The sequence below is a fragment of the Leptospirales bacterium genome (assembly GCA_019694655.1).
Classification (GTDB): Bacteria; Spirochaetota; Leptospiria; order Leptospirales; family Leptonemataceae; genus SSF53.
The window spans coordinates 26,927-50,651 of sequence record JAIBBN010000013.1 but is presented as its reverse complement, the minus strand read 5'-3'; the positions used below and the strand labels follow the sequence as shown (position 1 = coordinate 50,651).

The 23,725-nt window shown below is 59.1% G+C and carries 24 protein-coding genes; 14 read left to right on the top strand and 10 right to left on the bottom strand.

What is annotated here, in order from left to right; genetic code table 11:
- The first annotated feature begins 332 nt into the window (after positions 1 to 332).
- Both K1X75_14990 and K1X75_14985 read left to right on the top strand, forming a co-directional pair.
- On the top strand, positions 333 to 1,403 hold the full coding sequence (locus tag K1X75_14990; GenBank protein ID MBX7059368.1) for a DNA adenine methylase: 1,071 nt from the start codon (positions 333 to 335) through the stop codon (positions 1,401 to 1,403).
- Positions 1,400 to 2,500 carry a response regulator gene (locus K1X75_14985; GenBank protein MBX7059367.1) on the top strand — a complete coding sequence of 367 codons (1,101 nt, stop codon included), beginning with the start codon at positions 1,400 to 1,402 and terminating at the stop codon, positions 2,498 to 2,500. Before K1X75_14990 ends, K1X75_14985 begins: the two co-directional genes overlap by 4 nt.
- Before the next feature lies 1 nt (position 2,501).
- Here K1X75_14985 and K1X75_14980 read toward each other — a convergent pair whose 3' ends face one another.
- Genes K1X75_14980 through K1X75_14945 form a run of 8 tightly spaced genes read right to left on the bottom strand, consistent with a single transcriptional unit; the run spans position 2,502 to position 10,327 of the window.
- On the bottom strand, positions 2,502 to 2,987 hold the full coding sequence (locus K1X75_14980; GenBank protein MBX7059366.1) for a chemotaxis protein CheW: 486 nt from the start codon (positions 2,985 to 2,987) through the stop codon (positions 2,502 to 2,504).
- A complete protein-coding gene (locus K1X75_14975) occupies positions 2,974 to 5,004 on the bottom strand; it encodes a HAMP domain-containing protein (GenBank protein ID MBX7059365.1) in 2,031 nt (676 codons plus the stop codon). The genes K1X75_14980 and K1X75_14975 overlap by 14 nt, the downstream gene beginning before the upstream one ends.
- 7 nt (positions 5,005 to 5,011) lie before the next feature.
- Positions 5,012 to 6,121, bottom strand: coding sequence for a chemotaxis response regulator protein-glutamate methylesterase (locus tag K1X75_14970; protein MBX7059364.1), 1,110 nt, complete (start codon positions 6,119 to 6,121; stop codon positions 5,012 to 5,014).
- Positions 6,118 to 6,618 carry a chemotaxis protein CheD gene (locus K1X75_14965; GenBank protein ID MBX7059363.1) on the bottom strand — a complete coding sequence of 167 codons (501 nt, stop codon included), beginning with the start codon at positions 6,616 to 6,618 and terminating at the stop codon, positions 6,118 to 6,120. Before K1X75_14965 ends, K1X75_14970 begins: the two co-directional genes overlap by 4 nt.
- A complete protein-coding gene (locus tag K1X75_14960) occupies positions 6,615 to 7,451 on the bottom strand; it encodes an SAM-dependent methyltransferase (protein ID MBX7059362.1) in 837 nt (278 codons plus the stop codon). The genes K1X75_14965 and K1X75_14960 overlap by 4 nt, the downstream gene beginning before the upstream one ends.
- Positions 7,423 to 7,911, bottom strand: coding sequence for a chemotaxis protein CheW (locus K1X75_14955; protein MBX7059361.1), 489 nt, complete (start codon positions 7,909 to 7,911; stop codon positions 7,423 to 7,425). Before K1X75_14955 ends, K1X75_14960 begins: the two co-directional genes overlap by 29 nt.
- The gene (locus K1X75_14950) at positions 7,908 to 9,974 is read right to left on the bottom strand and encodes a chemotaxis protein CheA (GenBank protein ID MBX7059360.1); all 2,067 of its coding nucleotides are present in this window, start codon (positions 9,972 to 9,974) and stop codon (positions 7,908 to 7,910) included. The genes K1X75_14955 and K1X75_14950 overlap by 4 nt, the downstream gene beginning before the upstream one ends.
- Entirely contained in the window at positions 9,971 to 10,327 is a 357-nt protein-coding gene (locus K1X75_14945) for an STAS domain-containing protein (protein ID MBX7059359.1), read from the bottom strand. Before K1X75_14945 ends, K1X75_14950 begins: the two co-directional genes overlap by 4 nt.
- 87 nt (positions 10,328 to 10,414) lie before the next feature.
- Here K1X75_14945 and K1X75_14940 point away from each other — a divergent pair, with 87 nt between their 5' ends.
- Complete coding sequence (locus K1X75_14940; protein ID MBX7059358.1) at positions 10,415 to 10,792, top strand: response regulator; 378 nt, start codon at positions 10,415 to 10,417, stop codon at positions 10,790 to 10,792.
- A gap of 64 nt (positions 10,793 to 10,856) precedes the next feature.
- Here the strand turns inward: K1X75_14940 and K1X75_14935 are convergent, their stop codons facing one another.
- The gene (locus K1X75_14935) at positions 10,857 to 11,768 is read right to left on the bottom strand and encodes a response regulator (GenBank protein MBX7059357.1); all 912 of its coding nucleotides are present in this window, start codon (positions 11,766 to 11,768) and stop codon (positions 10,857 to 10,859) included.
- Between the two features lie 6 nt (positions 11,769 to 11,774).
- Complete coding sequence (locus K1X75_14930) at positions 11,775 to 12,611, bottom strand: methyltransferase domain-containing protein (protein ID MBX7059356.1); 837 nt, start codon at positions 12,609 to 12,611, stop codon at positions 11,775 to 11,777.
- Positions 12,612 to 12,792: 181 nt separating this feature from the next.
- Here K1X75_14930 and K1X75_14925 point away from each other — a divergent pair, with 181 nt between their 5' ends.
- The 11 genes from K1X75_14925 (at position 12,793) to K1X75_14875 (ending at position 23,725) form a co-directional block, all read left to right on the top strand.
- The gene (locus K1X75_14925) at positions 12,793 to 13,722 is read left to right on the top strand and encodes a DUF475 domain-containing protein (GenBank protein ID MBX7059355.1); all 930 of its coding nucleotides are present in this window, start codon (positions 12,793 to 12,795) and stop codon (positions 13,720 to 13,722) included.
- Between the two features lie 184 nt (positions 13,723 to 13,906).
- On the top strand, positions 13,907 to 15,604 hold the full coding sequence (locus K1X75_14920; GenBank protein ID MBX7059354.1) for a molecular chaperone HscC: 1,698 nt from the start codon (positions 13,907 to 13,909) through the stop codon (positions 15,602 to 15,604).
- Positions 15,605 to 15,611: 7 nt separating this feature from the next.
- A complete protein-coding gene (locus K1X75_14915; protein MBX7059353.1) occupies positions 15,612 to 16,733 on the top strand; it encodes a hypothetical protein in 1,122 nt (373 codons plus the stop codon).
- 167 nt (positions 16,734 to 16,900) lie between these two features.
- On the top strand, positions 16,901 to 17,422 hold the full coding sequence (locus K1X75_14910) for a hypothetical protein (protein MBX7059352.1): 522 nt from the start codon (positions 16,901 to 16,903) through the stop codon (positions 17,420 to 17,422).
- Between the two features lie 109 nt (positions 17,423 to 17,531).
- Positions 17,532 to 18,176, top strand: a complete 645-nt coding sequence (locus K1X75_14905; GenBank protein MBX7059351.1) for a hypothetical protein — start codon at positions 17,532 to 17,534, stop codon at positions 18,174 to 18,176.
- On the top strand, positions 18,173 to 18,790 hold the full coding sequence (locus tag K1X75_14900) for an SUMF1/EgtB/PvdO family nonheme iron enzyme (GenBank protein MBX7059350.1): 618 nt from the start codon (positions 18,173 to 18,175) through the stop codon (positions 18,788 to 18,790). Before K1X75_14905 ends, K1X75_14900 begins: the two co-directional genes overlap by 4 nt.
- Entirely contained in the window at positions 18,787 to 19,371 is a 585-nt protein-coding gene (locus tag K1X75_14895) for a hypothetical protein (protein ID MBX7059349.1), read from the top strand. Before K1X75_14900 ends, K1X75_14895 begins: the two co-directional genes overlap by 4 nt.
- Positions 19,368 to 19,709: a hypothetical protein gene (locus K1X75_14890; GenBank protein ID MBX7059348.1), complete on the top strand. Its 342-nt coding sequence runs from the start codon at positions 19,368 to 19,370 to the stop codon at positions 19,707 to 19,709. The genes K1X75_14895 and K1X75_14890 overlap by 4 nt, the downstream gene beginning before the upstream one ends.
- 30 nt (positions 19,710 to 19,739) lie before the next feature.
- A complete protein-coding gene (locus K1X75_14885) occupies positions 19,740 to 20,564 on the top strand; it encodes a DUF817 domain-containing protein (protein ID MBX7059347.1) in 825 nt (274 codons plus the stop codon).
- 84 nt (positions 20,565 to 20,648) lie between these two features.
- Positions 20,649 to 21,698, top strand: coding sequence for a hypothetical protein (locus tag K1X75_14880; protein ID MBX7059346.1), 1,050 nt, complete (start codon positions 20,649 to 20,651; stop codon positions 21,696 to 21,698).
- A gap of 86 nt (positions 21,699 to 21,784) precedes the next feature.
- Complete coding sequence (locus tag K1X75_14875) at positions 21,785 to 23,725, top strand: DEAD/DEAH box helicase (protein ID MBX7059345.1); 1,941 nt, start codon at positions 21,785 to 21,787, stop codon at positions 23,723 to 23,725.

Genomic DNA, 23,725 nt, shown 5'->3' with positions numbered 1-23,725 from the left:
AGCAAAAAAGAGACATCTCCGGGCCATAGTGCCAGGTAGTCCCATTCCGTCAAGATAGCCAATTCCGCTAGCAGCATTTAAAAGTTAAGATAATATTCATCTACATACAATATTGAGCCAATCGGCGACAACTAATTTCGAATCGCTTGATTCAATTAATATTGGTTTCCCATTGACCGTGGCCGAGCTCGTTGCCTGCTGCCAATGTCAGTCCGGCCGATTTCATGCCCCCATTGTCAGCGCTTGACCCGGCGGATTCCGCACCTGCCCTTGACTTTCGCACAGAAGGTATTAAGTATGCCGGTTCAAAGCGGAAGCTGATTCCAGACATATTGAATATTGTCTCGCGTTTGCCAGTGCGGACGGCCCTTGACGCATGCTCCGGCAGCACGCGCGTCGCACAGGCTCTGGCGCGCAATGGCTTGCGGACTACAGCCAATGATATTGCCGTGTGGTCGCAGGTTTTCGGCCAGTGCTACCTGTTAAGCGCTGAGGACGAGGAGTTCTATGCTCCCTTACTTGCCTATCTGAACGCGCTTCCGCCCGAACATGGCTGGTTCAGCGAGCACTACGGCGGCGATGGCAGCCAGGTTTGTTCCGACGCCGGCGATGGTCGTAAGAAGCTCTGGCAATGGCAGAACACGCGTAAGCTGGATGCAATTCGCTCGGAACTTGATCGATTGTCGCTCAGCGAAATCCAACGCAGCGTATTACTGACTGCCTTGATTCTGGCGCTGGACCGCGTTGATAGCAGCGTTGGCCATCAGGTCAGCTACTTGAAACGCTGGGCCTCACGCTCCTACCAAACGCTCAGTCTACGCTTGCCATTGTTGATTCCGGCCGCCGCCCAGCAGGGACATCGCGTATTGCGTTCCGACCTCTTCGATCTTCTGGCAAGCGAGAGCGCCGATTTGATCTACCTTGATCCGCCCTACGGCTCCGGCAATGAGCGCATGCCGCCGTCGCGCGTTCGCTATGCCTCTTACTATCATGTTTGGACTACGCTTTGCCTCAATGATCGACCCAGCGTCCAGGGCAGAGCGGCGCGCCGCGCCGATTGCTCGGATCCGACGAGCTCTTCCATATTTGAAGAATATCATCGAAATCCAGAAAGCGGACGATGGATTGCGCTGGAGGCAATGGAGCGCGCTTTACGCAGCGCACGTTGCGCCTATTTGCTGCTTTCTTACAGCAGCCAGGGCCGCGTCTCGCGCGACGATCTGGCCGGCATGATTTCCGACCTTGGCTATGAATTCAGGGTCTTCGAAAAGAGCCATCGCGACCATGTGATGCGCTCGATGCAATGGACCGGGCAATGGAGTCAGATCCCAAGCGGAAGGCTCAGCGAGTATCTGATTTTGATAGGCAAGGCGGAGCGCCTGCCGCGCAACTGGCCGGGATGAGCGAAGCGCGACCCCGGGTGTTAATCGTCGATAGCGATGATGAGACAGTTGCACGCTTCGAACAGCTTCTGGCCATAACGGGATATGAAGTCTTCTTTCACCGCCAGCGCAGCGGCCTCGTCGAGGCTATGCTGCGCATCCAGCCAACGCTGATCATTGTCGCCGAGATCGTGGAAGACGCCAAGGGTTTGGATTTGCTGGACGAAGTCCGCTCGCATCCGAATCTGGAAGAGGCCCCGGCTTTGCTCCTGGCCGACCATCCAGATGAAGAAATGGTCATTACTTCGCTGGCCCGCGGCGTGGTAGATATCATTCGCAAGCCCTTCAGCATGGCCGAACTTTTGCTGCGCATTGGCAGCACAGTAAAGCGCGAGCGACAGCGCGTCGAACTCGAGGAAGCTAAGAATCGCCTGCTTGGCGAACGCAAATTGCTGCTGCAGTATTTCTCCGATGATGTGGTCAGTAAAATTGTTAGCGGCGACCTTGCCAACGTGGCCGGCGAAAGCCTGATTGCTTCCATCCTCTTCATTGACATTCGCAACTTTACCAGCATTAGCGAAAATCTTGATCCCCGTCACGTGGCCGATTTGTTAAGCATACTGTTTACGGATATCATGGATCTGATATTCAGCAACCACGGTTCGGTAAACAAGCTGATCGGCGATGCGCTGCTGGCCACCTTCGGTTGCCCCTTTGGATCGCCGCAGGATGCAGAGAACGCTGTGCGCGCGGCTCTCGCCGTTCGCGGCATGACCAAGCTATTTAACCAGGCCAAGCCGCCTTACCTGAAAGAAGACATACGCATTGGCATGGGCATTACCACCGGTCGCGTCTTTGCCGGTAACGTCGGCTCCTATCGACGCATGGAATACACCGTCATCGGTGATTTGGTCAATACCGCCAGTCGCCTTCAATCGCTTACCAAAAAGGCTAATGTCGACCTGCTGCTTGATCGCAGCACTTACGATAAGGTAAGCGAAATCTTTCCTCTGAAAAAGTTTCGCACTCAAACCCTGCGTGGCAAGGCGCGCGAAGTCGAAATCTTTACGGTAATGGATGTCGAGGGCCTGCCCGCTGACGACATAACCTTCTTCTAGCTCAATCGCGCGGCAGATCTAGCGCCTGTATCTCCTCGCGCGTCCAGATCGCCTCCGGCTTGAGTACGAAAATTACTTCGCCGCCAATCGTTGCCACGCCTTCCAGGAATTGCAGCTGAGCGCTGTAGCCCATGTCCGGCAATTCAGCCGGCGAAGTATCTTGCAGCGATATGACATCGTGCACGCTGTCAACCAGGAGGCCGCACAGCGTTTTTCCCGGAGTCATGCCCTCCTGTAAGAGAACAATGCAGCTGGCGCGTGTAGGCATCGTAGGTGCGCCAAAGAACCGCTGCGCAGGATCGAGTACCAGCACCGGTCGGCCGCGCATGTCCATCATTCCGGCGACAAAGGGCGGACTGGCGGGGATGCCGGTCAGGCTGGCGCGCTCGATGATTTCCAGCACGGCGGCGATGGGCATCGCGCAAAGTCGGCCGGCAATGCGCAGTGTGAGGAACTGCCCGGCCAGGCGCGAGTCAGAAACGCTCAAATCCGGCATCGTCGTCGCTCGCAACCGGCGCGGGCGCCGCGTAGCTGAGGCCAGTCGGTGGCGCGTTGGGCGTACGTGGCGCGGCGCCGCGTCGTTCCTGGACCCGGAAAAATGACATCATATTCTGGAGCGACGCGGCCTGAGCGTTCATCTCTTCGGCCGTCGCAGCAAGCTCCTCCGAGGCTGACGCATTTTGCTGCGTGACCTTTTCCAGCTGCTCAATGGCCAGGCTGATCTGGTGGACGCCGGAGGTCTGTTCGCGCGAGGCCGCGCTGATTTCTTGCACCAGATCCGCCGTTTGACGAATGTTCGGCACAATCTGATCGAGCAGTCGACCAGCGCCCTCAGCAATGGTCACGCTGCCGGATGCCAGACTGCCGATCTCTTGCGCTGCCACCTGGCTGCGTTCGGCAAGCTTGCGTACTTCGGAGGCCACCACGGCAAAGCCTTTGCCGTGTTCGCCGGCGCGCGCCGCTTCGATGGCGGCGTTCAGAGCCAGCAGGTTGGTCTGGTAGGCTATGGCTTCAATAATTGATATTTTTTCGGCAATCTTGCGCATTGCCTGCACCGTTTCCTGCACTGCCGAGCCGCCATCGCGGGCCTCATTGGCGGTGCGCGTGGCAATGTCGTCGGTGGTTGTGGCGTTGTCGGCGTTTTGTGCAATGCTGGCGTTCATCTCTTCCAGACTGGCGCTGGTTTCTTCCACGCTGGCAGCCTGCTCGCTGGAGGATTGGGCCAGCGATTGGGCGGTAGCGTTGACCTGATCGGAAGCCGTGGCCATCGATTCGGCGGAATTGCGAATCTCGTCAATGATATCAGAAAGTCTCTGCGCCATGTTGCTGAGCGCCCCAAGCATGCGGCCAATTTCGTCGCGGCTGCGGGCCTCGACGCGCGCGCTCATGTCGCCCTCTGAAAGCTTGCCGGTCAGTTCCATGGCGCTGGAGATTTGAGAGAGGATCTGACGGAGCATCAACACTGTCAGCGTTGCGGCCACCAGCACCGAGAGTGCGACGGCTGCTAATATCATATACATGCTGCGGCGAAAGCCGCCGATGCGCGTTTCCAGCATGTCGTCGAGTTCATCAAGCGCCGTGTCAAAGAGCCGAAAACTTGCGTCCAACGCCTTCTCGCCGCGCTTTCTAACCTCGGAGGGCGAGGCTTCGGCGCTTTCTTTCTGAATGATATTCTTCTCAATAAATGAAACCAGCTCTTCATTCTCAGCCAGAAAGCTGCGCAGTAGCGGACCGGTCTTTTCTTCCAGAGTTGCGCTGCCAGAGAAATTGCGCGTTTCCGTGAATGCACGCTCCTGTTCGGATTGAATCGCTTCACTGTGCGAGCGCACAACGGCCGCCAATCGCAGCAGCTCGGCGCGCTCCCGGAACTCCAGGTTCTTCTTGTTTGCCGCAAGCTCGGCCAGATCGCTCAGATCGGAAGCAGCCTCCCAGTAGTCTGGCAGCCGAATCAGGGTGACACTCATCGTGTAGTAGGTATCCAGATCTGGATCAAGGATCAGCTTTGAAGTATCGCCGACGTGAGCGTACAGTCCGCGCAGATCCTTGATCAAGCGTGTGACTTCGTCGCGTGAAGACTGGCCGCGTTCACTGCGTCCCTGCAATTCTTGCCAGCGCGCGGCCAGTTGCGTTGGTCGCAGAGATTCGCGATTACGCGCTCGCATGGCCGCCTGCGTCGTTTCCAGTTCGTTTTCCAGTTCGGCGTTCACCTCTTCCAGTCGCTGAAAGGACTCATCGATACTGGCGGCACTGGCATTTCGCTGTGCGCCCGCGTTGTCAGTATCCTGCAGTCCAGCGGTGTTCAGGCGGCGGTAGTCCAGCGTCGGCGCCAGCGCCTGGCGCAATGGTCGCAAGTAGCGATTGCCGTAGGTCTCCCAGCGCGCAAAGTCGATCTGTACGGAACGCGCACTGATCAGAAGGAATACCAGCAAAACCAGTGAGAAGCCCAGCGCCGCCCCCAGAATCAGAAACTTCTGCCAGAGTCGGAGGTTGTAGATCCACTTCATATCTGTGCTACCCTGCGGCGCGTCGCCGTCCCGCTGCAAATTCAACGATGGCCGCCGGCATCCTCGCCAGCGGCAATTCCTGCTGCACTGCGCCCAATTTCATAGCTTCGGCTGCCATGCCGTAGACTACGGAACTTTCTCGATCCTGGCCGATGGTCATGGCCCCGGCCTCGCGCAGATGCAAAAGTCCTCTGGAACCGTCGCCTCCCATGCCGGTGAGCAGCAGCGCCAGGACGCCGCCTGTCTCCGGCCGACGGGCCGCGGACTCAAATAGAACATCGACGGACGGCCTGTGCCGATTCACCAGCGGCCCATCGAATATTTGTACGTTGCGACCGCCTGGCGAAAGACGCATATGCTTCCCGCCGGGAGCCAGCAGACAGAGTCCGGCCTGCAACGTCTCGCCGTCGGCCGCCTCGCGTACGGTGAGCGCACAACGCTGGTCCAGGCGCTGGGCAAAAGCGTGCGTAAAATTTTCGGGCATATGCTGGACGATCAAAATTGGCGGACAGCCTGCCGGCAGTTCGCTGAGAATTTGTTCCAGGGCCGTTGTTCCGCCGGTGGAGGCCCCGATCAGTATCAAGGCGCTGCCGGCTGCGGCGGGTTCGACAGTCGCCTCACGGGCGACGGTTATGGCAGGTTCGGGCTGCACAACGGAGACGGGCGCGGCAAGGCGCGCGCCCGTTGTCAGCGGAAAGAGTTTGCGCACATCAGCGCGCGCTGCGGACTTCACTGCGCGCAGAATTTCCTCTGCGGATTCGCTGAGGAAATCGCGCAGACCGAACTTTGGTTTGGCAATGGCTTCCGCCGCTCCCAGGGAGTAAGCCTCGAGAGTAACGCGGGCATTCTTTTCGGCGTGCGAAGAACAGAGTACGACAGGCGTCGGCCGTTGTTTACTCAACTGACGCAAGAAAGTAAGGCCATCCATGCGCGGCATCTCGATATCCAGTATGATGACATCCGGCCACTCTTCTTTCATCTTCTGCAAGGCGAAGATCGGATCGGAAGCCGTGCCCAGAAGACGCAGCGATGGATCGCTCTGAATCACGAAAGAGAGCACCTCGCGGACTACTGCGGAATCGTCAATGACCAGTACTGTGCTTTGCGTTTCGCTCATCGTTGGGCGCCTGTCGGAACATGCAGCGGCAGGCGCTTCAGCCAAACATCGCCGGTGCTGAGTTCGAAGTGCAGCCGACGATAAACTTGCCCGCCCAGATCGCTGGACTGAAGCATTAGGCCGTGCTCCTCCAGCAGCTGCCGGCTGCGCTCTATGTTACGCGCCCCGACGTCGACGCTTGCGCTTCTGCCATAGAGTCCGGCCAGCAGCGAAGCCCCGCCAAATATCTTGGCAATGTACTCTTGCGGCGCTCCGTGGCGCCTCATCTGCTTTACCATAATAGCCATCGCTTCATCAGCATACCGGCCGTCCAGCTGAGGGGCGGGCGAGGCGCGCCCGGGCAGCATAACGTGGGCCATTCCGCCGCTGCGTCGCTCGGGATGCCAGAAACAAATTGCTACGCAACTTCCCAGTACAGTGCGGATGCGCACACCGGCTTCGGCCCAGGCCATTTCGCCGGGCTTCAGGTAAACATCTCCCTCGGCAACGAACTTCATTGTTTGCTATATACCGCTGGTTGCACCATGCGCATGCCGGGCTGTTGCGGCCGCAGCGATTCGGAGCCGCCCAGAAAAAGCCGACCTCCGCGCTTCAACCGAGAAATCGCAATTTGCAACGCACGCTGCTTATTTGACTCCGGAAAATAGATGATTACATTGCGAAGAAAGACGGCATCGCACAATTCGCCAAAGGGCGGCGGCGCCAGAACGCTGGCCTGCATGAAGCGAACTCGCTCTCGAAGCTGGCGTGAAATCTTCATCAGATGTGCTCGTTGGTCCACGCCGCGCAGACAGTAACGCTTGAGCAAGGCCGGCGGCACCTGTTGCTTTTGTTCGATGCGAAACTCCCCGCGCGCCGCCTGCGCCAGGATGCCCTGGCTGATATCGGTAGCTACCACGCTCCACGCCCCGCGGCAATGCTCAGCCAGAATCATGGCAATACTGTAGGCTTCTTCCCCGCTGGAGCAGGCCGCGCTCCAAACGCGGAATTCGGCGGAATCGGAACGCCGGGCCATTTCAGCCAGAGCTTCAAAATGTGAAGAATGTCGAAAAAAAGAAGTCTCGTGCGTCGTCAAAAGATCAATCGCTCGCTGTCGTTCAGCGTGGTCCTGCTGCAAGATGTTGTGGTAACTGAGAAAATCTGTGCAGCCAAGCGCGCGCAACCTTGCGGAAAGTCGACCCTGTACCAGCGATTTCTTGATCGGGGCCAGATGAACGCCAGCGGCCTCGCTGATCAGGTCGGCAAAGCGCTGAAACTCGTCGTCGCGTAGACTGACCGCAGTCCACGCCGCCGGCCAGCGTTCAAATTCGCTGGCGCTCTGATTCTTCATGGATGCTGAGGGCCAGTTCATCGATGTCTGCGACGCGGCTGAGATCCAAAATCGGAGCAAATACGCCATCCTGCGCTGCCATGCGCGATACAAAATGATGCGGCGCTCCCAGGCCGAACTGCGGAGGGGATTGCAATTCGTCTGGAGCGGTTTGCAGGACAACCTCTACAGCTGAAACCAGCAGACCCAGTTCGTTGTCCGTCGGTTGCTCATCGTCGCCGATGATCAGGACGCAACTGAGCGAATCGGCCGCAATCTCCCCGTGTCCCATTCGCACCGCGAGATCGAGTACCGGAACGACATTGCCGCGTAGATTGATCACGCCGCGCACAACTGGCGGCGTGCGCGGGACGCGCGTGATGTCGCTGAAGGGAATGATTTCTTTGACCGCCTCAACGGGCAGGGCATAATGCCTCTCGCCCACGCGAAAGCGCAGAAGCTGTACCTGCTCCGCGTTCATGTGCGGCCTCCGGCGACGACGGAATGAGCTTCGTGGCGCGCTGCCAGCTCGACGAGGGAAGGCACGTCGAGGATCAAGGCCACCGCGCCGTCGCCAAGGATCGTTGCGCTATTGATACCGCGCACGCCGGCGAAAAGCCGCCCCAGCGGTTTGATCACAGTCTGAAATTCTCCAAGCAGTTCGTCGACCAGCAGTCCGGCCTTGCGCGCGCCGTACTGTACCACCACCACGCTTCGCCCGCTGCCGCTTTCGCCAAAAAGCGCGTGCAACGGAACGCAAGGCAGAGCCTCGCCCCGCAAATTGAGAATCCCGGTTGCTGAATCTTCAGGAGCGTCCACACACTCCAGCACCATATCCATTGGCAGAATGTAGCGCGCCTGACCCACCCGGACTTGAAAGCCTTCAATGATGGCCAAAGTGAGCGGCAGTCGTATGCGCGTCAGGCTGCCGTGGTCGGGCTGATTCTCAATCTGGATGCTGCCGCGCAAGGCTTCGATATTCTTCTGAACGACGTCCAATCCGACGCCGCGACCGGAGATGGTACTGAGTTCGGTCGCTGTGGAAAAACCAGGCTGAAAGACCAACGCTAAAATCTGCTGTTCATCCAGCTGCGCTCCCGCCTCCACAAGGCCTCGGCGCCGCGCGGTTTCCAGAATACGCTCCAGCCGAAAGCCGCGACCGTCGTCGCGTACTTCGACGACAATGCTGCCCGTTTCCTGATAGGCCTGCAGGACGATCAGTCCTTCGCGCGGTTTGCCGGCGCTTTCGCGCTCCTCCGGGCGCTCAAGGCCGTGATCCACGGCGTTTCGCACCAGGTGCATCAACGGATCTACGATCTTTTCGACGACCGTCTTGTCCAGTTCCGTTTCTCCGCCGCTGATGGAGAGGCGTACACTCTTACCGGTTTCGGCGCCCAGATCGCGCACTACACGCTGGAAGCGGGCAAAGGTCTCGCCCAGCTGCACCATGCGTACGCGCAACGATTGCTCGCGTAATTCGGCAATCATCCTCAGGATCGAAGCCGACGCTTCGTTGAGTTGCGGATCGTTGCGGGCCGCTGCCAGCTGACTGATGTTGGCCCCGGCAATCACCAGCTCGCCGACCAGGTTGACCAGTTGATCAAGTTTTCCGCTCTCCACGCGCAGAAACCGCGCACCGGGGGCTTGAAAACCGGCGGCGGCAGCGGCAGATCGGTCGACGGGCTGCGGTCGATCGGAGGGCGACGCAGCGGTGGACCGCGCCGCAGCTTCAATTTCTGACCGCGGCAGGTCCGCTGCACTCTGACTGCGCAGCAGGGGTTCGCTGGCTCGCACGCTATCGGCCGCGCCCTCTGAGATCTTCCAATTGGCAACGCCATCGAAAAATTCGAAGGCACTTTCAATGTCCTGCCGGCTTACGCTTCCGCTGAGGTTTGCGCTATAGGAGAGATAGCAAAGTTCGGCATCCAGATCGCGCAGTACTGGCAGAGAAGCAAAGTCGACTTCAACATCTTCAATTTTTGACTGTGTCGCAAGTTCGCGCAGCGGCGCCAGGGGATCCAGCCCGAGTTTGAAGACGCCGCGCTCTGGTTGAAAAGCAATGCGCCAGCCAAATTGAAACAGGGCGCCTTGATCGCTAGCCGGGACATCAGGCTCGGCCGCTTCGGGCTGCGATGCCGGTCCAGTCGTCGGTCCCTGGGCGGCATGGGCCATTAAGGCTTCCATCAGTTGTCTTCGTCGCATGGCAAGTTCGGCGCTTTCAGCGCGATCCGCCATTGCATCCTGGATCATCTGCGAACTCAGGTCGCGAGCTTCCAGCAATCGCTGCACTGAGGCAGCCGACGCTTGCGAGCGGCCCTCGCGCCACTCGGCCAGCAGATGCTCCATGCAGTGAACGAAGTTGGTAATGTCGTGGTAGCCAAAAATTCCAGCGGCGCCCTTGATCGTATGCGCTGCTCGGAATAGCGAGGCAATCAACTCCTGGTCTTCCAGCTGAGATTCCAGTTGCAGGAGGTCAGCCTCCATGCGTGTCAGCAGTTCATTGCTCTCTTCAAAAAAAAGCAGGCGCGCCTTGTCCAGGTTCATTGGCCTTTCTTCCTGGCGCGAACTCCATAGCCAAAGCCGTAGTCATTTCGTCTGGCGGCGGGGATGCGCAGCGGATCGCCGAAAGCCGCCGTGGCGCCCGTTAGATCGAGAATACGCAGTACCGCATCGCTGTGTGCGCTGAAAACGAGCCGGCGGCCTTCGCTCTTCGCCATCTTTTTTGCGGCGGCCAGCAATTGTAGTCCGGCCAGGTCGATTCGAGAAACCCCATTCAGGCGCAATTCATCAATTGGCCAAACGCCGAGCAGCTCGCTGCGCAAGCTTGCTGCCCGATCCACAGTCACTTCGCCCGATAGTTCAGCGATGCGTTGGCCGTCTTGTTGAAGAACTACCATAATTGATTCATCTCTTTGGCTTCACATACTGATCGACAAATACGGGCTCCGGATTGACGTCCAGCAGCGCGGGGTTTCGAAACGGATATGCGCACCGTCCTGACGATCGACGATTCTATGCCGGTTCGGGCGGTGGTCCGTCAAGCGCTTGAGGCCGCCGGCTTTTCTGTGCTGGAAGCCTCAAGCGTTGAGGATGCCTACCGCCAACTCAACGGTGTAAAGCTCCATCTGATTCTCTGCGACTACAATATGCCCGGGGACAACGGCGTAAATTTTACGCGCACGATTAAGACGGAAATCGCCTATCAAAATTACCGCTTTACTCCGGTGATTATGATGACCACGGAATCAGACCCGCAAAAGAAACAAGCGGGCCGAGAGGCGGGCGTCAGCGCCTGGGTGGTCAAACCCTTTGTACCGGCCAGCGTGGTGGCGGCGGTGCAGAAACTTGCCCTGCCCGAATAACCGTCAGGAGACGGCTGCCCCGCCAGTTTGAATCGATCCACCCCGCCCCGTCTGACTCTCGTTTTCAGTTTTCAGCGAGGGGCGCCGTTTTTCGCTTCATGATGGCAGTGAGTTCGTTGCCCGGGGCGCGGTACTCCAGCACATCAAAACAGAGATCCCGGGCTATGGCTATGCCGCGTCCGTGCTGTTCGTAGGCCCGATCAGCAGAGAAAGTAAGGAATTCTTGAAAGTCAAAGCCGGCGCCCTGATCGCGGACGGTAAAGCTGGCGTGACCATCGATGCGTCGCAGGCGAACGCTGGCGAGGCGCGAGGCATACTGCGGATCGGCCAGCCGGCGGCGGATTTCGGCGCGCAGTCCGCCGGTGCGTAGCAATTCTTTCTTTTCGACGTGGGAGATCGACAGGTTGCCGTGTTCTACGGCGTTGACCAGGAGTTCATGAAGACCAAGGCGTGCGCTATCCGGGTCCGGCGTCAGTGCAGCGAGGAATACGGCCACCTCCGCCGCCTCCTCGAGGGTCCGAAATTCAAAACCCGCTTCGGTACAATGATCAAAGGGAAACTCCGGTCTGGCCTTGCCTTCGCGAACGAGTTGGAAGTCGGCGAGCGCTGTTTCCATCAGCACTCTCAGCACGCGCGGATCGAAGGGTTTGGTAACGTAATAGAGGGCGCCGGCAGCGATGCCGCTTTCCACATCGGCCGGGCTGGTGCGCCCGGTGAGCATGATGACTGGCAGGAGGCGCAATTCCTTTTGCGCCTTGGCATATTTCAAGAATTCAAAACCGCTCTCGCCAGGCATTTCCCAATCCAGCACCAGCAGAGCGACTTCGGCGCTGCGCCGCTGCAGAAAACTGCGCGCCTGCGCCGTGTCGTAGACGGCCTCAACGCGCCAGCTGGCCCCGGCAAATATCTCGCGGATCGCCTCACAAATAGCGCGGTTGTCGTCGACCGCGAGTATTACATTCTTTTCAACGCTCATACAGATTCACGCCTGAGATGACTGCGCAGTTCCGCCTGGCTTCCTGGCGACGGCAATGTAGGCCTGCGAGCAGAGCGCGCCCGCCGCTGACCAATGCTGGACCACATAATCGTGCATAATTGAGTCTCGTTGCTTCCAGTCTTCGTTACTCATCTTGTTTTTCATCCACTGAATCGGCGCACTACCTTCGACCATCGCTTCGTACAGAGACTCAGCATCGGCAATCGCGACGATCGGGGCATGGCTGTGGATCGCAATATCGATATAACCCGCAAGGCGCAGTTGCTCCCTGAAAAACTCCGGATTCTCAAGGCTGGCAATACCGCTCTGTGGCGCGGGCATCTGCGGATCGGCGGCGCGCAGCGCGCCAAACATCAGTTGCATCAGCGGCGAGTTGGCAATGGGTCCCCAGCTAGAAATGGCGGCGCGCCCGCGCGGTCGTAGCACGCGCAACATCTCACGCAATCCTTGCTGGAGGTCCGGAAAAAACATCAGGCCGAACATCGAGAAGGCCAGGTCGAAACTCTCATCGGGGAAACTCAGCTGCTGACCGTCCATTTGTTGAGCGACCACATTCGAAAGTCCTTGTTCCCTGCAGCCGCGCTGGAGTTCGACAATCATCGCTTCAGAAAAATCGATGGCCTCCACTTTTTGCACCATTGGCGCCAGTTGCAAGGCCAGGGTGCCGGGACCGGCGGCGACATCAAGCGCCCGTTCGCCCGGCAGGGGCATGAGTAGCTCGATTGCAAAACGAGAATAGGCGGCGAGCATCGGCGCCGTGCGGCGCGTATAGCCCGGCGCCACCAGCGTCCAGGGCGCAGCCGAAGAGAACGGATTGCTCATGGACCAAACGCGACCTGTGTCGCAATGCAGCCCAGCAAAATTGCAAGCCATCCTTTGCGATCACAGATCGTTAACAACCGCTCAGGGTCCAGCGTCCCTGCTTTCCGAAGCCCTCGCCCTGCCGCCCCCGCTCAAAATTTAGATTTACTACGCGTCCAAGGGCGGCCCGCTGGACTGCGCTATGTCGGTTGTTTCAGTAGTTCTGGTCGTAGCTGGACTCTGTCTCTTTGAGACCATATCGAGTATCGACAACGCCATCATCAACGCCGAGGTTCTGTCCACGATGGGACAGCGCGCCAGACGTTGGTTCTTGACATGGGGCATTTTGATCGCCGTGTTCTTGATTCGCGGACTGCTCCCGTGGGGCATCGTCTGGGCCGTGAACCCGACGCTCGGACCGGGCGGCGCATTGACTGCGACCTTTTCCAGCGACCCGGCGGTCCATCGATCGATTGAACAAAGCGCTCCAATCCTGCTCGCTGGCGGCGGGATTTTCCTGATCTTTCTTTTCTTTTACTGGCTCTTCCTGGAAGAGAAGAGCATCGGACTGCCGCATGAAAGCTTCTTTCTGCGAGCCGGCGTTTGGTTCTACGCCCTGGTGTCGCTGATTCTTGCCGCGACAGTCTGGTTCGCTCTGCAATCCAATACGATGATGGCTTTTGGCGCAGTAGTTGGCTCCAGCGTCTTTTTTATCACGCACGGTTTCAAACAAAACGCCGAGGAGGGCGAGCAGGAGCTGCTGCACGGCGCTATCCCACGCTCGGACATCAGCAAGATTCTTTACCTGGAAGTTATTGATGCCAGTTTCTCCATCGACGGCGTATTGGGCGCCTTCGCCTTTACTCTGTCTGTTCCGCTGATTCTGCTGGGCAATGGACTCGGCGCCATTGTAGTGCGACAACTAACGCTTGGGAATATTGAGAGAATCAAACGACTGCAGTTTCTAAAAAATGGGGCCATGTACAGCGTACTTGTCCTTGGCGCAGTGATGCTTGCTCACGCCTTCGGCTTTCACATCCCCGACTGGGTTTCACCGGTCTGCACCTTTGCCATCGTGGGCTTTTTCTTGCTCAAGAGTATACGAACGCTCAAAACGACGGCAACTGGCTAAAGCGGGCGCGTATTGCAACAGCGCATCATGGTCGGGACATTCAAGCAAAGTACACAAATTCCGGAGCGCCTCCTCGCCAGAGGGGCCGGCCAGCGCCGTGCGATAATGGCATTTTCTGGCGTTTTCCCCTTGCCGCTTTGGTCCGTGAAATCTCTGCTGACGCTCTTCTGGCGGCAGCACGCGTATGATGATTGGCATCGATCTGGGCACCACCAACAGTCTGGCGGCGGCGTTTCGCAATGGCCGCTCAGAATTGATCCCGAACGCGTTGGGCGAGAATATCACGCCCTCGGTGGTCAGCCTGAGCGAGGACGGCGCCGTGTTGGTCGGCAAGGCGGCGCGCGATCGTTTGGTTTCGCATCCGCAGTCCAGCGCGGCAAATTTCAAGCGCTACATGGGCTCGCCGCGCACCCAGCGTCTCGGCAATCGCGACTACCGGCCCGAAGAACTCTCGGCTCTGGTTCTGCGATCGCTCAAAGAGGACGCCGAGCGTTTTGTCGGCGAAAAAGTGGAAGAGGCGATCATAACGGTCCCGGCCTATTTTCGCGATGCTCAGCGGCGCGCCACGCGCCTGGCTGGCGAGCTGGCCGGCCTGAAAGTAGACAGACTGCTCAATGAACCCACGGCAGCAGCGCTTTCCTTTGGCGCCCAGGAACAGCTCGAGACGCGCGTGCTGGTCTTCGACCTGGGCGGCGGCACTTTTGACGTATCCGTGCTGGAGTTTTTTGAGGGCGTGGTTGAAGTGCGCGCCAGCGCCGGCGACAATATGCTGGGCGGCGAAGACTTCAACGAGGCGTTACTGCAGCGGTTCCTGCGCGAACACAAGCAGGAGCCGGCGGCAATACAGCGTGACGCGGCGCTCTGGAATCGACTCTTACGAGCGGCGGAGATGGCGCGTCGCGCTTTGAGCCAGGAAGCGCAGACAGTAATGCGCTTTGAAGATGAGCGGCGGGAATGGCAGATGAGTATCGATCGCGATGTTCTGGCCGAATTGTGCCAACCATTGTTGGATCGCATGCGCTCGCCGGTAGAACGGGCGCTGCGCGATGCACGCATTCGTGCTGCGGAACTGAACGACATCATTCTGGTGGGCGGCGCCACGCGCATGCCTCTGGTGCGCGACATGGTGGCCCGAATGTTTGGCCGCTTTCCATCTTTCTCGGTTCCGCCCGATGAGGCCATCGCTCTCGGCGCCGGCGTACAGGCCGGACTGCGCAAGCGCGATTCTGCGTTGCGCGAGGTTGTGTTGACCGATGTGGCACCCTACAGCCTGGGTATCGAGGTTGCCGACGTCTATCCAGATCGAATTGAACCCGGCTTCTTTTCGCCCCTAATTGAACGCAACACGGTCATTCCGGCCAGTCGCTCCAGCACTTTTGGTACAGTGCGGGACAATCAGCGGACGCTGGATTTGATGGTTTACCAGGGCGAGAGCCGCTACACGCGAGAGAACATTTTTCTGGGCAAGATTGAGGTGCAGGTGCCCGCCAGAAGACAGGGCGAGGAACAGGTCGAGATACGTTTTACTTATGATCCCAGTGGATTGCTCGAGGTTGATGCCACGGTGATTTCTACGGGCAAACATGAAAATTTACTCATCCAGGAAAGCCCCGGTTCGCTCAGTGAAAGCGACATCCGGCGGATACTTGAGGGCCTGCAAAAACTCAAGCTTCACCCGCGCGAGGATATGGAAAACATGACGGTGCTGGCCCGCGCCCGGCGCATGTACGAGGAAACGTTGGGCGAGCGCCGGCAGCGCGTGGGAGAGTTGATCAACGCCTTTCATCATGCACTGGAGACGCAGGACGAATTGGAAATCGAACGCTGGCGGCTGCGGCTAAACGAGCAGTTGGATCAGCTGGAAGAGAACCCTTTTCTCTGAACGCGTCATGATTTCGTGCAGAGAGGCCTGGCAACAACTGGCGATCAAGCCAACCAAAGATCCAGCCGTTCTCAGACGCGCCTATGCGCGTCGACTGAAAGAAATCAATGCTGATGAGGACCCGGCGGCTTTTATGCGGCTGCGCGAGTCATACGAACTTCTCAAGTCGTTGGTCGAAGGGCGCGAACTACGGCCAGAAGATTTGCGTATTTCCACGCTTGACGTAAGTCCGCGACCTGAATGGCAAGATCAGCCTCCGCCGCCTCCAGTTTGGTCGTCCGCGAATGCGCACTTGCCTCCGTTTGTAGAAGAGCCGGAGCTTGCGCCGTCGCCAGCAAACGATCAGCCATCCGGCGGAATGCCAGGAGCTCCGCCTGAGTCAGAGCTTGATCTTCGCCGTCCCTATTATGATGCTCGTCTGGAACACGAAATGTTCCTCGCTCAACTGCGCCAGTACCTGGAGTCCGGACAGGAGGCTGACGCCGTCGCTTTGTTTGATCGCGCTCTGACGCGCGACACCTACGAAAATTTTGAGCTACGCGCACAACTGGAGGCCGCGCTGCTGGCCGAGCTGGAGCAGCGCGTCCCGGTTCCGTCCGTATTTGGCGAGCACATTTACAGCGCCTTTCAGTGGTCGCAATTGCGACAGGGCGACCTGAGTCACTACAATGCGCGACTGTCCTCAATTCGTCGGCGTCTTGACTTAGGCGAGACGCTTGCAAAACACAGGATAGAGTCATCCGCGAAGCCAAAGTCCTCTACAAAAAAGCGCATACCGGTAGGGCTGATTATCCTGGCTATTGTTCTGTTTAACGGCGGGCGACTCTGCCTTAGCGGCAGCAGAAATCGCCATCGCAATCCACCCTCAAGCGAGCAGCGGGAGGAATTTCTTCGCAACCAACAACCATCCAGCGGCGGCTCTACTCTTCGCCGCCCCTATCAATCGACGCCCTCGCCGACGCCTGCTTCGCCATCTCCCAGGACTTCTCCCGACGCGGAGCGTCCGTCTCCTTCCGCTCCGCCGTCCTCGTGGGACGAGGTGCGACCCGCCCCCCAGCCCGCTGATGATCCGCAGCGACTCCGTCGTCAGGGGCCGGCCGCGTCGCCGTGGGGCGACAGTATACGTTGATCGCGGTCGCTGCGGCGGTTTTCGCAAAATTTTCACATTCCCCGCCTGACCAAGCACCTGGCAGTATGAACTGCAGCTTTCATTGCTGGCGGCGCCTCCGGCTTGCCTGTGTCTTGCTGCTCTTTGCCGCTGCCGCGCTGTCCTGCCGTTCAAGGGTGCAGAACCTGTTGGAAGCTTTGCAGCAGCGCGCTTACGGGAGCGAGCGCGGTCCGCAATTGGCCGAGGCTGGCGGCGCCCGCGTCTTCGAGGGCGATTTGCATCTGGTCAATCGATCCGGGGAAGAACTGGGACCTGTTGCATTGCAGGGAATGGCAACGGAAGCTCGCAACCTGGCCCTGCGTCGCCTGGCCCTGCGTCGGCTGGCAATTGCCGAGGGCTTCCGGCTTGGCATATTCGAATCGTCCGAGGCTGCGAGCTATCTGGCCCCCCGAATCGAACAGTTGTTAGAAGACTACTACTACTATGAACGCGGAAGATTTAGCAGCCTGCAGCGCGCGCTACACGATGCTGGACCGAGCGCCGCCGATTTACGTACGGCGGCCTTGCAGAATCCGCGACTGGCAGGCCGTGATGCAGAGCGCTTGCGTCGTCGGCTGATTGGCGAAGCGCTTGCCGTTCGTCAGCGTGAGCTTCGCGCCGAAATCAGCGCACGACTCGTTGCCGAACATCCTATTCGCCTGCAACAATGAGCCAGGACTGATGACGACATCCAATCAATATTGGCGCCGATTCATTTTCAGCCGCACAACCGTGCGCCGGCTTATCTCCATAGTTGTGACGATTCAATTCGCACGGCCGTTGGAGCTCATTGCTGAAGGAGAAGCCTATACGCCAGGGGCCAGCGTCATCAATGAGAACGAGATTCTCGATCGTATGGAGCGCGAGCTTGGCGAGCAACGGCCGGCGCGCAGCGCGCCGGTCGCGCCAACCGAGCAGTCTGCGTCCGCTGCCTTGCCAGCAGCCCTTCCCGAGCTGCCCGCGCAAATCGAATTGGCAGGCGGCGCTGTACGCACTGGTATCTTGAGGCTGCCCGGAAGATATCTCGAATTGCGCAGCCTGGAAGACGGCGAGAGCCTTCGAATTGAAGTGCAGCAGATTGCGGAGTTGGAATTTCAGGATTGGGCAGCGGCCGGAGATTTGCGCACTGCCGAGGGAGTGCGCACGCTTTTCTTTCCGATTCGCTGCCGTTTACGCCTGAGCGATGGCCGTGAATTGATAGGCCGCTTGAATCCTTATCTCTGGCTGCGGCTGCGATTTCAGGAAGGGAGCGGCGCTGTTGCACTCTACACTTTCTGGAGCGGATTGCCGCCGGCGGCGGGCGGCGCCGACTCGGCTATGCAAAGTGCAGCAAGCGCGGCGGTCCAGCCGCCGCCGATGGTGGTGCGGCGAATTCAGCTGGGCGTAGACGCAAATCGCGGCCTGCCTCAGGCGGAGCATCCATGAGCCTCAAACATATTTTACCAATGTTGCTGTCCGTCATCTGTACATCGTTTTGCGCTGCGGCCGAAACTGCCCGCCCGCTTTATTCGGCGCCGGGCGCTGATCGTCGAACGGAATTGCTGGGCCCGGACAACATGATTGTTGTTGGCGGCATTGCCACGGCCTTTCGCATCGATCCCTTTGAAGTAGCCGAAATCGCGCCGGGCCAATTTCTACCGGCGCCCTTGCAACGTCCAAGGTCGGCAATCACCAGAGACGAAGCACAGCAGGCCTGCGCTGCCGGCGGTAAGCGTCTCTGTAGCCTTGCGGAATGGACCAGCGCCTGTTTGGGTCTGCATGGCTTTCGCTACTCTTATGGCAGCGACTACGTTGCTGGCCGCTGCCGGGTACAAGCCGACGCCGCCGAAGACTCCGGCCTCAGCGAATCATGCCGCAACGAGTTTGGAATTCATGATATGGTGGGAAACCTGATGGAGTGGGTAGCAGACGATCGCGGCGGATTGGCCGTCGCCGCGGGCGGTTCGTATGCCAGCGGCCAACGCGCCTCTTGCTTTTTTCGCCTGCATGCTCCGCCGGAACTGCGACAGCAGGAACTTGGCTTTCGGTGCTGCCTATGAAACGAACGATAGTGCATTGTGCCGCTGCGCTGGCCGTCGCGTTTGGCAACTGCAGCGCCTATGTTGTTGAATCGGTTCGAACCGAGCCCTGGCTGGCCGGCGCTGTGCGCCGCGAGGCGGCCATTGGTCGCTTTGAGGCGCTGGGCGCCCGAGCGCTTGCCGCCCGCAATATCGGCGAATCGCTGGCATTTGCGCTGCGCCGCCGCGGCTTCGCCATTGTTGAGCAGATCGAGACGGAACGACTGCTTCACGAAAATGGCATTGTCTCCTCCGGTCTATTGACGCCCCAGGAAATTGCGCGGGTAGCCAATGCAGTGCCCACGAGGCTCTATCTGCAGGGTCGCGTTCAGGAGCAGCGAACAGTCGAGCTGGTAGAAGAGCGACTGCAAGTGCTGGTGGCCGTCGATATTTTTCAGACTGCCGGCGGCGAAAAGCTTGGGGAGATCCGGCTCTACGCCCGCGATCTGAATTTTCATTCGCCGGCGGAGTCGCGCGAGATGGCAGAGCGAATTGCCACACAGCTCGATGATATGATTGGCATCCCGCTGGCTACGACGCCAGGCCGCGTTTCATCGCCATGACCGTTGAGGCGCGTAATAGCACGGGTGCGTGGGTTGCAAGTATCCTGGCGTTGCTCCTTATCCCGTCTGCCGCTGCTGCAGCAGCGCTGTGGATCATGCAGGATCTTGAAGCGGCCTCCCGCCGACAGGAGATACATGCTGCCTTGCTGGAGCGACGCCAGAGTTTGCTGCGTCAGCAACAGCATTGCCGCGAGCATACATGCGGCGCCGCGCTGCGCGTCCAGCTGCCGCAGATTGAACGGGAACTTCGCTTTGTAGAGGCCCAGCTGGAGCGCAGCACGGCCTCCGGCGCCGCAGCGAACCCGGCGCCTTCTGGCCTGGAATTGAATCGACCTTGACCCTCCCTGGCGGCAGAGGGCCTCTGCACCGTGCCGCCGGTTTCCGTTTTTCGCGCCGCCTTCGTTGTGCCCTGGCCCGAGCTCTGGCGAGATGCGCTCGCATCCATTTGGCTGGAGGCGCGATCTTGCATCTTCGCCGGGAGTTTCTTCGTTCTTCTCTATGCTGTCGGAAAGTTGCCCGCGATGGGCATTGCGCGTTACGACCTGATCTTCGTCGGCGCTGTGTTGATCCAGGCGACGCTCATTGTTCTGCGACTTGAGACGCGCGATGAACTTTTGACTCTCGGCGTTTTTCATCTGCTGGGCTTTGCCCTTGAGGTCTTCAAGACTCATCCAGCCATTGGCTCCTGGTCTTATCCCGGCGAGGGCCGCATAAAAGTCCTGAATGTGCCGCTCTACAGCGGTTTCATGTACGCCGCAGTGGCCAGCTACATTGTTCAGGTTTTCCGGCTGTTGCGCATGCGGCTGGCGCATGCTCCGAACTACGCGCTATCGGCGCTGCTGGGCGTTCTGATCTACATCAACTTTTTTACGCACCACTTCTTTGTTGATTTACGCTGGTGGCTGACGGTCGCGACGCTTTTGCTTTTTGCAAGGACCAGCGTCATTGTACGCCCCCGACAGCGAGAATACTCAATGCCTGCAACGCTTGGCTTCTTGCTGGTGGGCGTTGCCATCTGGTTTGCCGAAAATATCTCTACTCTGCTTGGCGCCTGGAGTTACCCGCATCAACACCAGGGCTGGAAAGTTGTGGGCCTTGGCAAAATTAGCAGCTGGTCATTGCTGGTTATTGTGAGCTTCTTGCTGGTTGCCGGATTGCGCCACTGGAAAGAACGGCGTGGGGCGCGCATCTAGACGCTTGCCTTTTCGTCAAAAATTGCTTGGAAGTATCTGCGCCATTTACTCGGATCTAACATGCAGAGGGCCTTCAATACTGGAGTGTGGCACAAGCCAATCCGCCGGCGCCTATCGATAGCGATGCTTGCGCTGTGGAGCGCCGGCTGCTTTCTAGACGACGCGGATTGTTCATCAGGCGACGCGACCTGTTCGATTCAAGCGGCACTGGCGGCATCACTGGTTCCGGATATCGTGTTTGTTGCGCTTTCCGGTACGAATGCTTTTTTTTCCTATAATGGTCGCAGCTGGAACGGACCCATCGCCACTGGTTCGCCTGCAGGTCTGGCGGATACGGCTTACGGCAATGGCCGCTATGTTGCCGTGGGCCTCAGCGGATCGTTGGTCCACTCAACCGATCTCGTGAATTGGACCGTTGGCGCCTCAGGAACATCCAACAATTTGAACGGCGTGACCTTTGGCGGCGGGCATTTTGTCGCCACCGGCGCGTCTGGAACCGTACTTATTTCCTTTGACGGCATCAACTGGTCGCTGCAATCTCCTGGCGCCGCAGTGGGCTTGACGCGTCCATTCTACGGCGGCGGCCTATTTGCAGCCGCGCAAGCCGGGGCTTCCACAAACTACTTCAGTCCCGGCGGCCTGACGGGGACGTGGGGCGTTTCAACTCGTACAGTTTCAGTTTTTGGCTACACGACGGCCTATGGCAACAATCGCTGGATCTTTGGCAGCACGGGTTCGGATGTTGAAGTCTTTTCCTCCGACTTGAAGACGGCGATCTTTGCCAGCGCCTCTGCAGTCGGTTCTTGCAACGGACAGATCTATTTTGCAGGAGATCGTTTCTTTTGCACCGGAGACAACGGCGATATTTACTACACGGTAACTGGTATGGAAAGTAGCTGGTCCGGCGGCGCGCTTGGTTGTATGACCGGCGGCGCTGGCGAGCTGATTCGCGGCGTCGCCTACTCCAACGGCCTCTATGTCGCCGCAGGCGATGACATAGCAAATAATGGAGCCATTTGCACATCGGCCAGCGGAGTGGCCGGCAGCTTTACCCGTGTAACGGTCAACGCCACTGCCTTGCCGCTGAGCGCTCTGGAGGTGCACAGCGGCCCGCTTCGGCTTGGATTTCGATGAAAACACAGCCAGAGAGCGGCCGTTCGCCTGCCGCCTTCTGTCATTGCACTTGACCCCCGGCCCCCCTGGCCAATCCCTAGCGGTCAGTGAAATTTGCTGATACCGAGCTGCACCCGGATCTGCGGGCGGCCATCGCCGCCGTCGGTTTTTCCGACCTCACGCCGATTCAGGAGCAGTGCCTGGGGCCGCTGTTGGAGGGCCGCGATATTGCCGGCATCTCCCAGACCGGAACCGGCAAGACCCTCGCCTTTCTGCTGCCGGTGTTGAACCGGATCTACCTCGAAAATGTGCCGGGCCCCATCGCCCTGGTCGTTACGCCTACGCGCGAACTTTGCCTGCAAATTGCCGAAGAGGCCCAACGCATGCTCAGCGGACGCTCGGCGGAGGTCGTTGCCATCTATGGCGGCGAAGAATATCGCAAGCAGGAACAGGCGCTGGCGCGCGCACCGTCAATTATCGCGGCAACCCCCGGTCGCCTGATTGACTACATGAAACAAGGCAAAGTCGATCTGGGCGGGCTGCGCTATCTGATTCTCGATGAAGCGGACCGCATGTTCGACATGGGCTTCATTCGCGACGTACGCTACATCATGCGGCACGCGCCGGAGAACGCTCAGACCATGCTGTTTTCGGCGACTCTATCGTACTACGTAATGCGACTCGCCGCCGACTACATGAAGGACCCGGTCGAGATTCGCATTGAATCAGAATCGGTTGCCGTAGATAAGATCGACCAACGATTGCTGCATCTGGGGCGTCACGAGAAGGACCCCTATCTGGTAAACCAGATACTGGCTGTGCCTGGCATGAAGGCTATTGTCTTCAGCAACTACAAGCACCGCGTGCAGCACATCGTTCGCGTATTGCAACGCAAGGGCATCGCCGCTACTGGCATCTCTTCGCTGCTCGATCAAAAGAAACGAGTTCGTTTGCTCAAAGACTTCAAACTGGGACACTACACAGTGCTGGTGGCGACTGATGTTGCCAGCCGCGGCCTGGACGTGGACGACATTACCCACGTGTTCAACTACGACCTTCCCCAGGATAGCGAGTCTTATGTACATCGAATTGGACGCACGGCGCGCGCGGGTAAGAGCGGGGTCAGCGTCTCGTATTGCTCGGAAGAGGACTACGAGAACCTTCCCAGAATCCAGAGATACCTTGGAGTGAAAATACCCGTGGACGAGTTGAATACAGAATACCTGCAGTACCCTGAGGGAGAACGAGAGCCTTTCCGCGATCCCAATCATCGTGATGAAGAGTCGGAGGAGCGCGGAGCTTCCACCGAATCCCGAGGCGACGATTCCCGCAGCCGCGGTTCGCGCCGCAGGCGCGGTCGCGGCCGTAGCCGAGAATCAGAGGCCGAAGTAGACGGAAATCGAGCCGAGCCCGAAGCAGAACTGGATGACGACATTGGCAACCGTCGGCGCGGCAGCGGTCAGCGACCATCAGCCGAACCCATGAGCGTGCGCGAGCGCGATCGATTGGTGGCTTTGCATGGGGCGCCAGACTATGAAGATGAATACCGCCGCCCCGCAGGCCGTGGCGGCAGGGACTCCCAGCATCGCCGCAACGGCCGCGAGGAGCGCGGAAATCAGGGAGATCGCAGCGGACGCTCCGCGAATTCCGAAGAGCAGGGCGGCGGACGTCGGCGTGGACGCGGCCGACGGGGGCGGTCGAATCGGGAACGCACGGATCGTCAGCAAAAGCCAGGTCTCTGGCGAAGAATATTGGCCTTCTTTGGCATTGGCAGGAAGAAGGCGGCAGGGACGGGACGAGGCGAAAGTGAAGAATCCCGCCGCCGTCGCTCTCGCGGCGGTCGCGGTCGTTCCGGGGAACGTGGCGAACGCCATCGTCGCGGCGAGCCGCGCGCCGGCGGCGCTCAGAACGGTCGACAACCGGATGGGGCAGCCCGCAGCGAGCGCAGCAGCAGCGCCGAGAGCGGCGAAGGCCAGCGTAACAGCCGGCGGCGTCGGCGTCGCGGCGGCCGCGGACGCTCGCGCAGCGCCGGCGAGCAATCTGAATAG

What these genes read in the sequence shown, in the direction of transcription:
- K1X75_14960 (MBX7059362.1), bottom strand. Translation starts at nt 7,451, where the DNA reads ATGAAGAATCAGAGCGCCAGCGAATTTGAACGCTGGCCGGCGGCGTGG.
- K1X75_14895 (MBX7059349.1), top strand. Translation starts at nt 18,787, where the DNA reads ATGAAACGAACGATAGTGCATTGTGCCGCTGCGCTGGCCGTCGCGTTT.
- K1X75_14970 (MBX7059364.1), bottom strand. Translation starts at nt 6,121, where the DNA reads ATGAGCGAAACGCAAAGCACAGTACTGGTCATTGACGATTCCGCAGTA.
- K1X75_14925 (MBX7059355.1), top strand. Translation starts at nt 12,793, where the DNA reads ATGTCGGTTGTTTCAGTAGTTCTGGTCGTAGCTGGACTCTGTCTCTTT.
- K1X75_14920 (MBX7059354.1), top strand. Translation starts at nt 13,907, where the DNA reads ATGATGATTGGCATCGATCTGGGCACCACCAACAGTCTGGCGGCGGCG.
- K1X75_14915 (MBX7059353.1), top strand. Translation starts at nt 15,612, where the DNA reads ATGATTTCGTGCAGAGAGGCCTGGCAACAACTGGCGATCAAGCCAACC.
- K1X75_14890 (MBX7059348.1), top strand. Translation starts at nt 19,368, where the DNA reads ATGACCGTTGAGGCGCGTAATAGCACGGGTGCGTGGGTTGCAAGTATC.
- K1X75_14900 (MBX7059350.1), top strand. Translation starts at nt 18,173, where the DNA reads ATGAGCCTCAAACATATTTTACCAATGTTGCTGTCCGTCATCTGTACA.
- K1X75_14965 (MBX7059363.1), bottom strand. Translation starts at nt 6,618, where the DNA reads ATGAAGTTCGTTGCCGAGGGAGATGTTTACCTGAAGCCCGGCGAAATG.
- K1X75_14930 (MBX7059356.1), bottom strand. Translation starts at nt 12,611, where the DNA reads ATGAGCAATCCGTTCTCTTCGGCTGCGCCCTGGACGCTGGTGGCGCCG.
- K1X75_14945 (MBX7059359.1), bottom strand. Translation starts at nt 10,327, where the DNA reads ATGGTAGTTCTTCAACAAGACGGCCAACGCATCGCTGAACTATCGGGC.
- K1X75_14955 (MBX7059361.1), bottom strand. Translation starts at nt 7,911, where the DNA reads ATGAACGCGGAGCAGGTACAGCTTCTGCGCTTTCGCGTGGGCGAGAGG.
- K1X75_14985 (MBX7059367.1), top strand. Translation starts at nt 1,400, where the DNA reads ATGAGCGAAGCGCGACCCCGGGTGTTAATCGTCGATAGCGATGATGAG.
- K1X75_14950 (MBX7059360.1), bottom strand. Translation starts at nt 9,974, where the DNA reads ATGAACCTGGACAAGGCGCGCCTGCTTTTTTTTGAAGAGAGCAATGAA.
- K1X75_14975 (MBX7059365.1), bottom strand. Translation starts at nt 5,004, where the DNA reads ATGAAGTGGATCTACAACCTCCGACTCTGGCAGAAGTTTCTGATTCTG.
- K1X75_14935 (MBX7059357.1), bottom strand. Translation starts at nt 11,768, where the DNA reads ATGAGCGTTGAAAAGAATGTAATACTCGCGGTCGACGACAACCGCGCT.
- K1X75_14940 (MBX7059358.1), top strand. Translation starts at nt 10,415, where the DNA reads ATGCGCACCGTCCTGACGATCGACGATTCTATGCCGGTTCGGGCGGTG.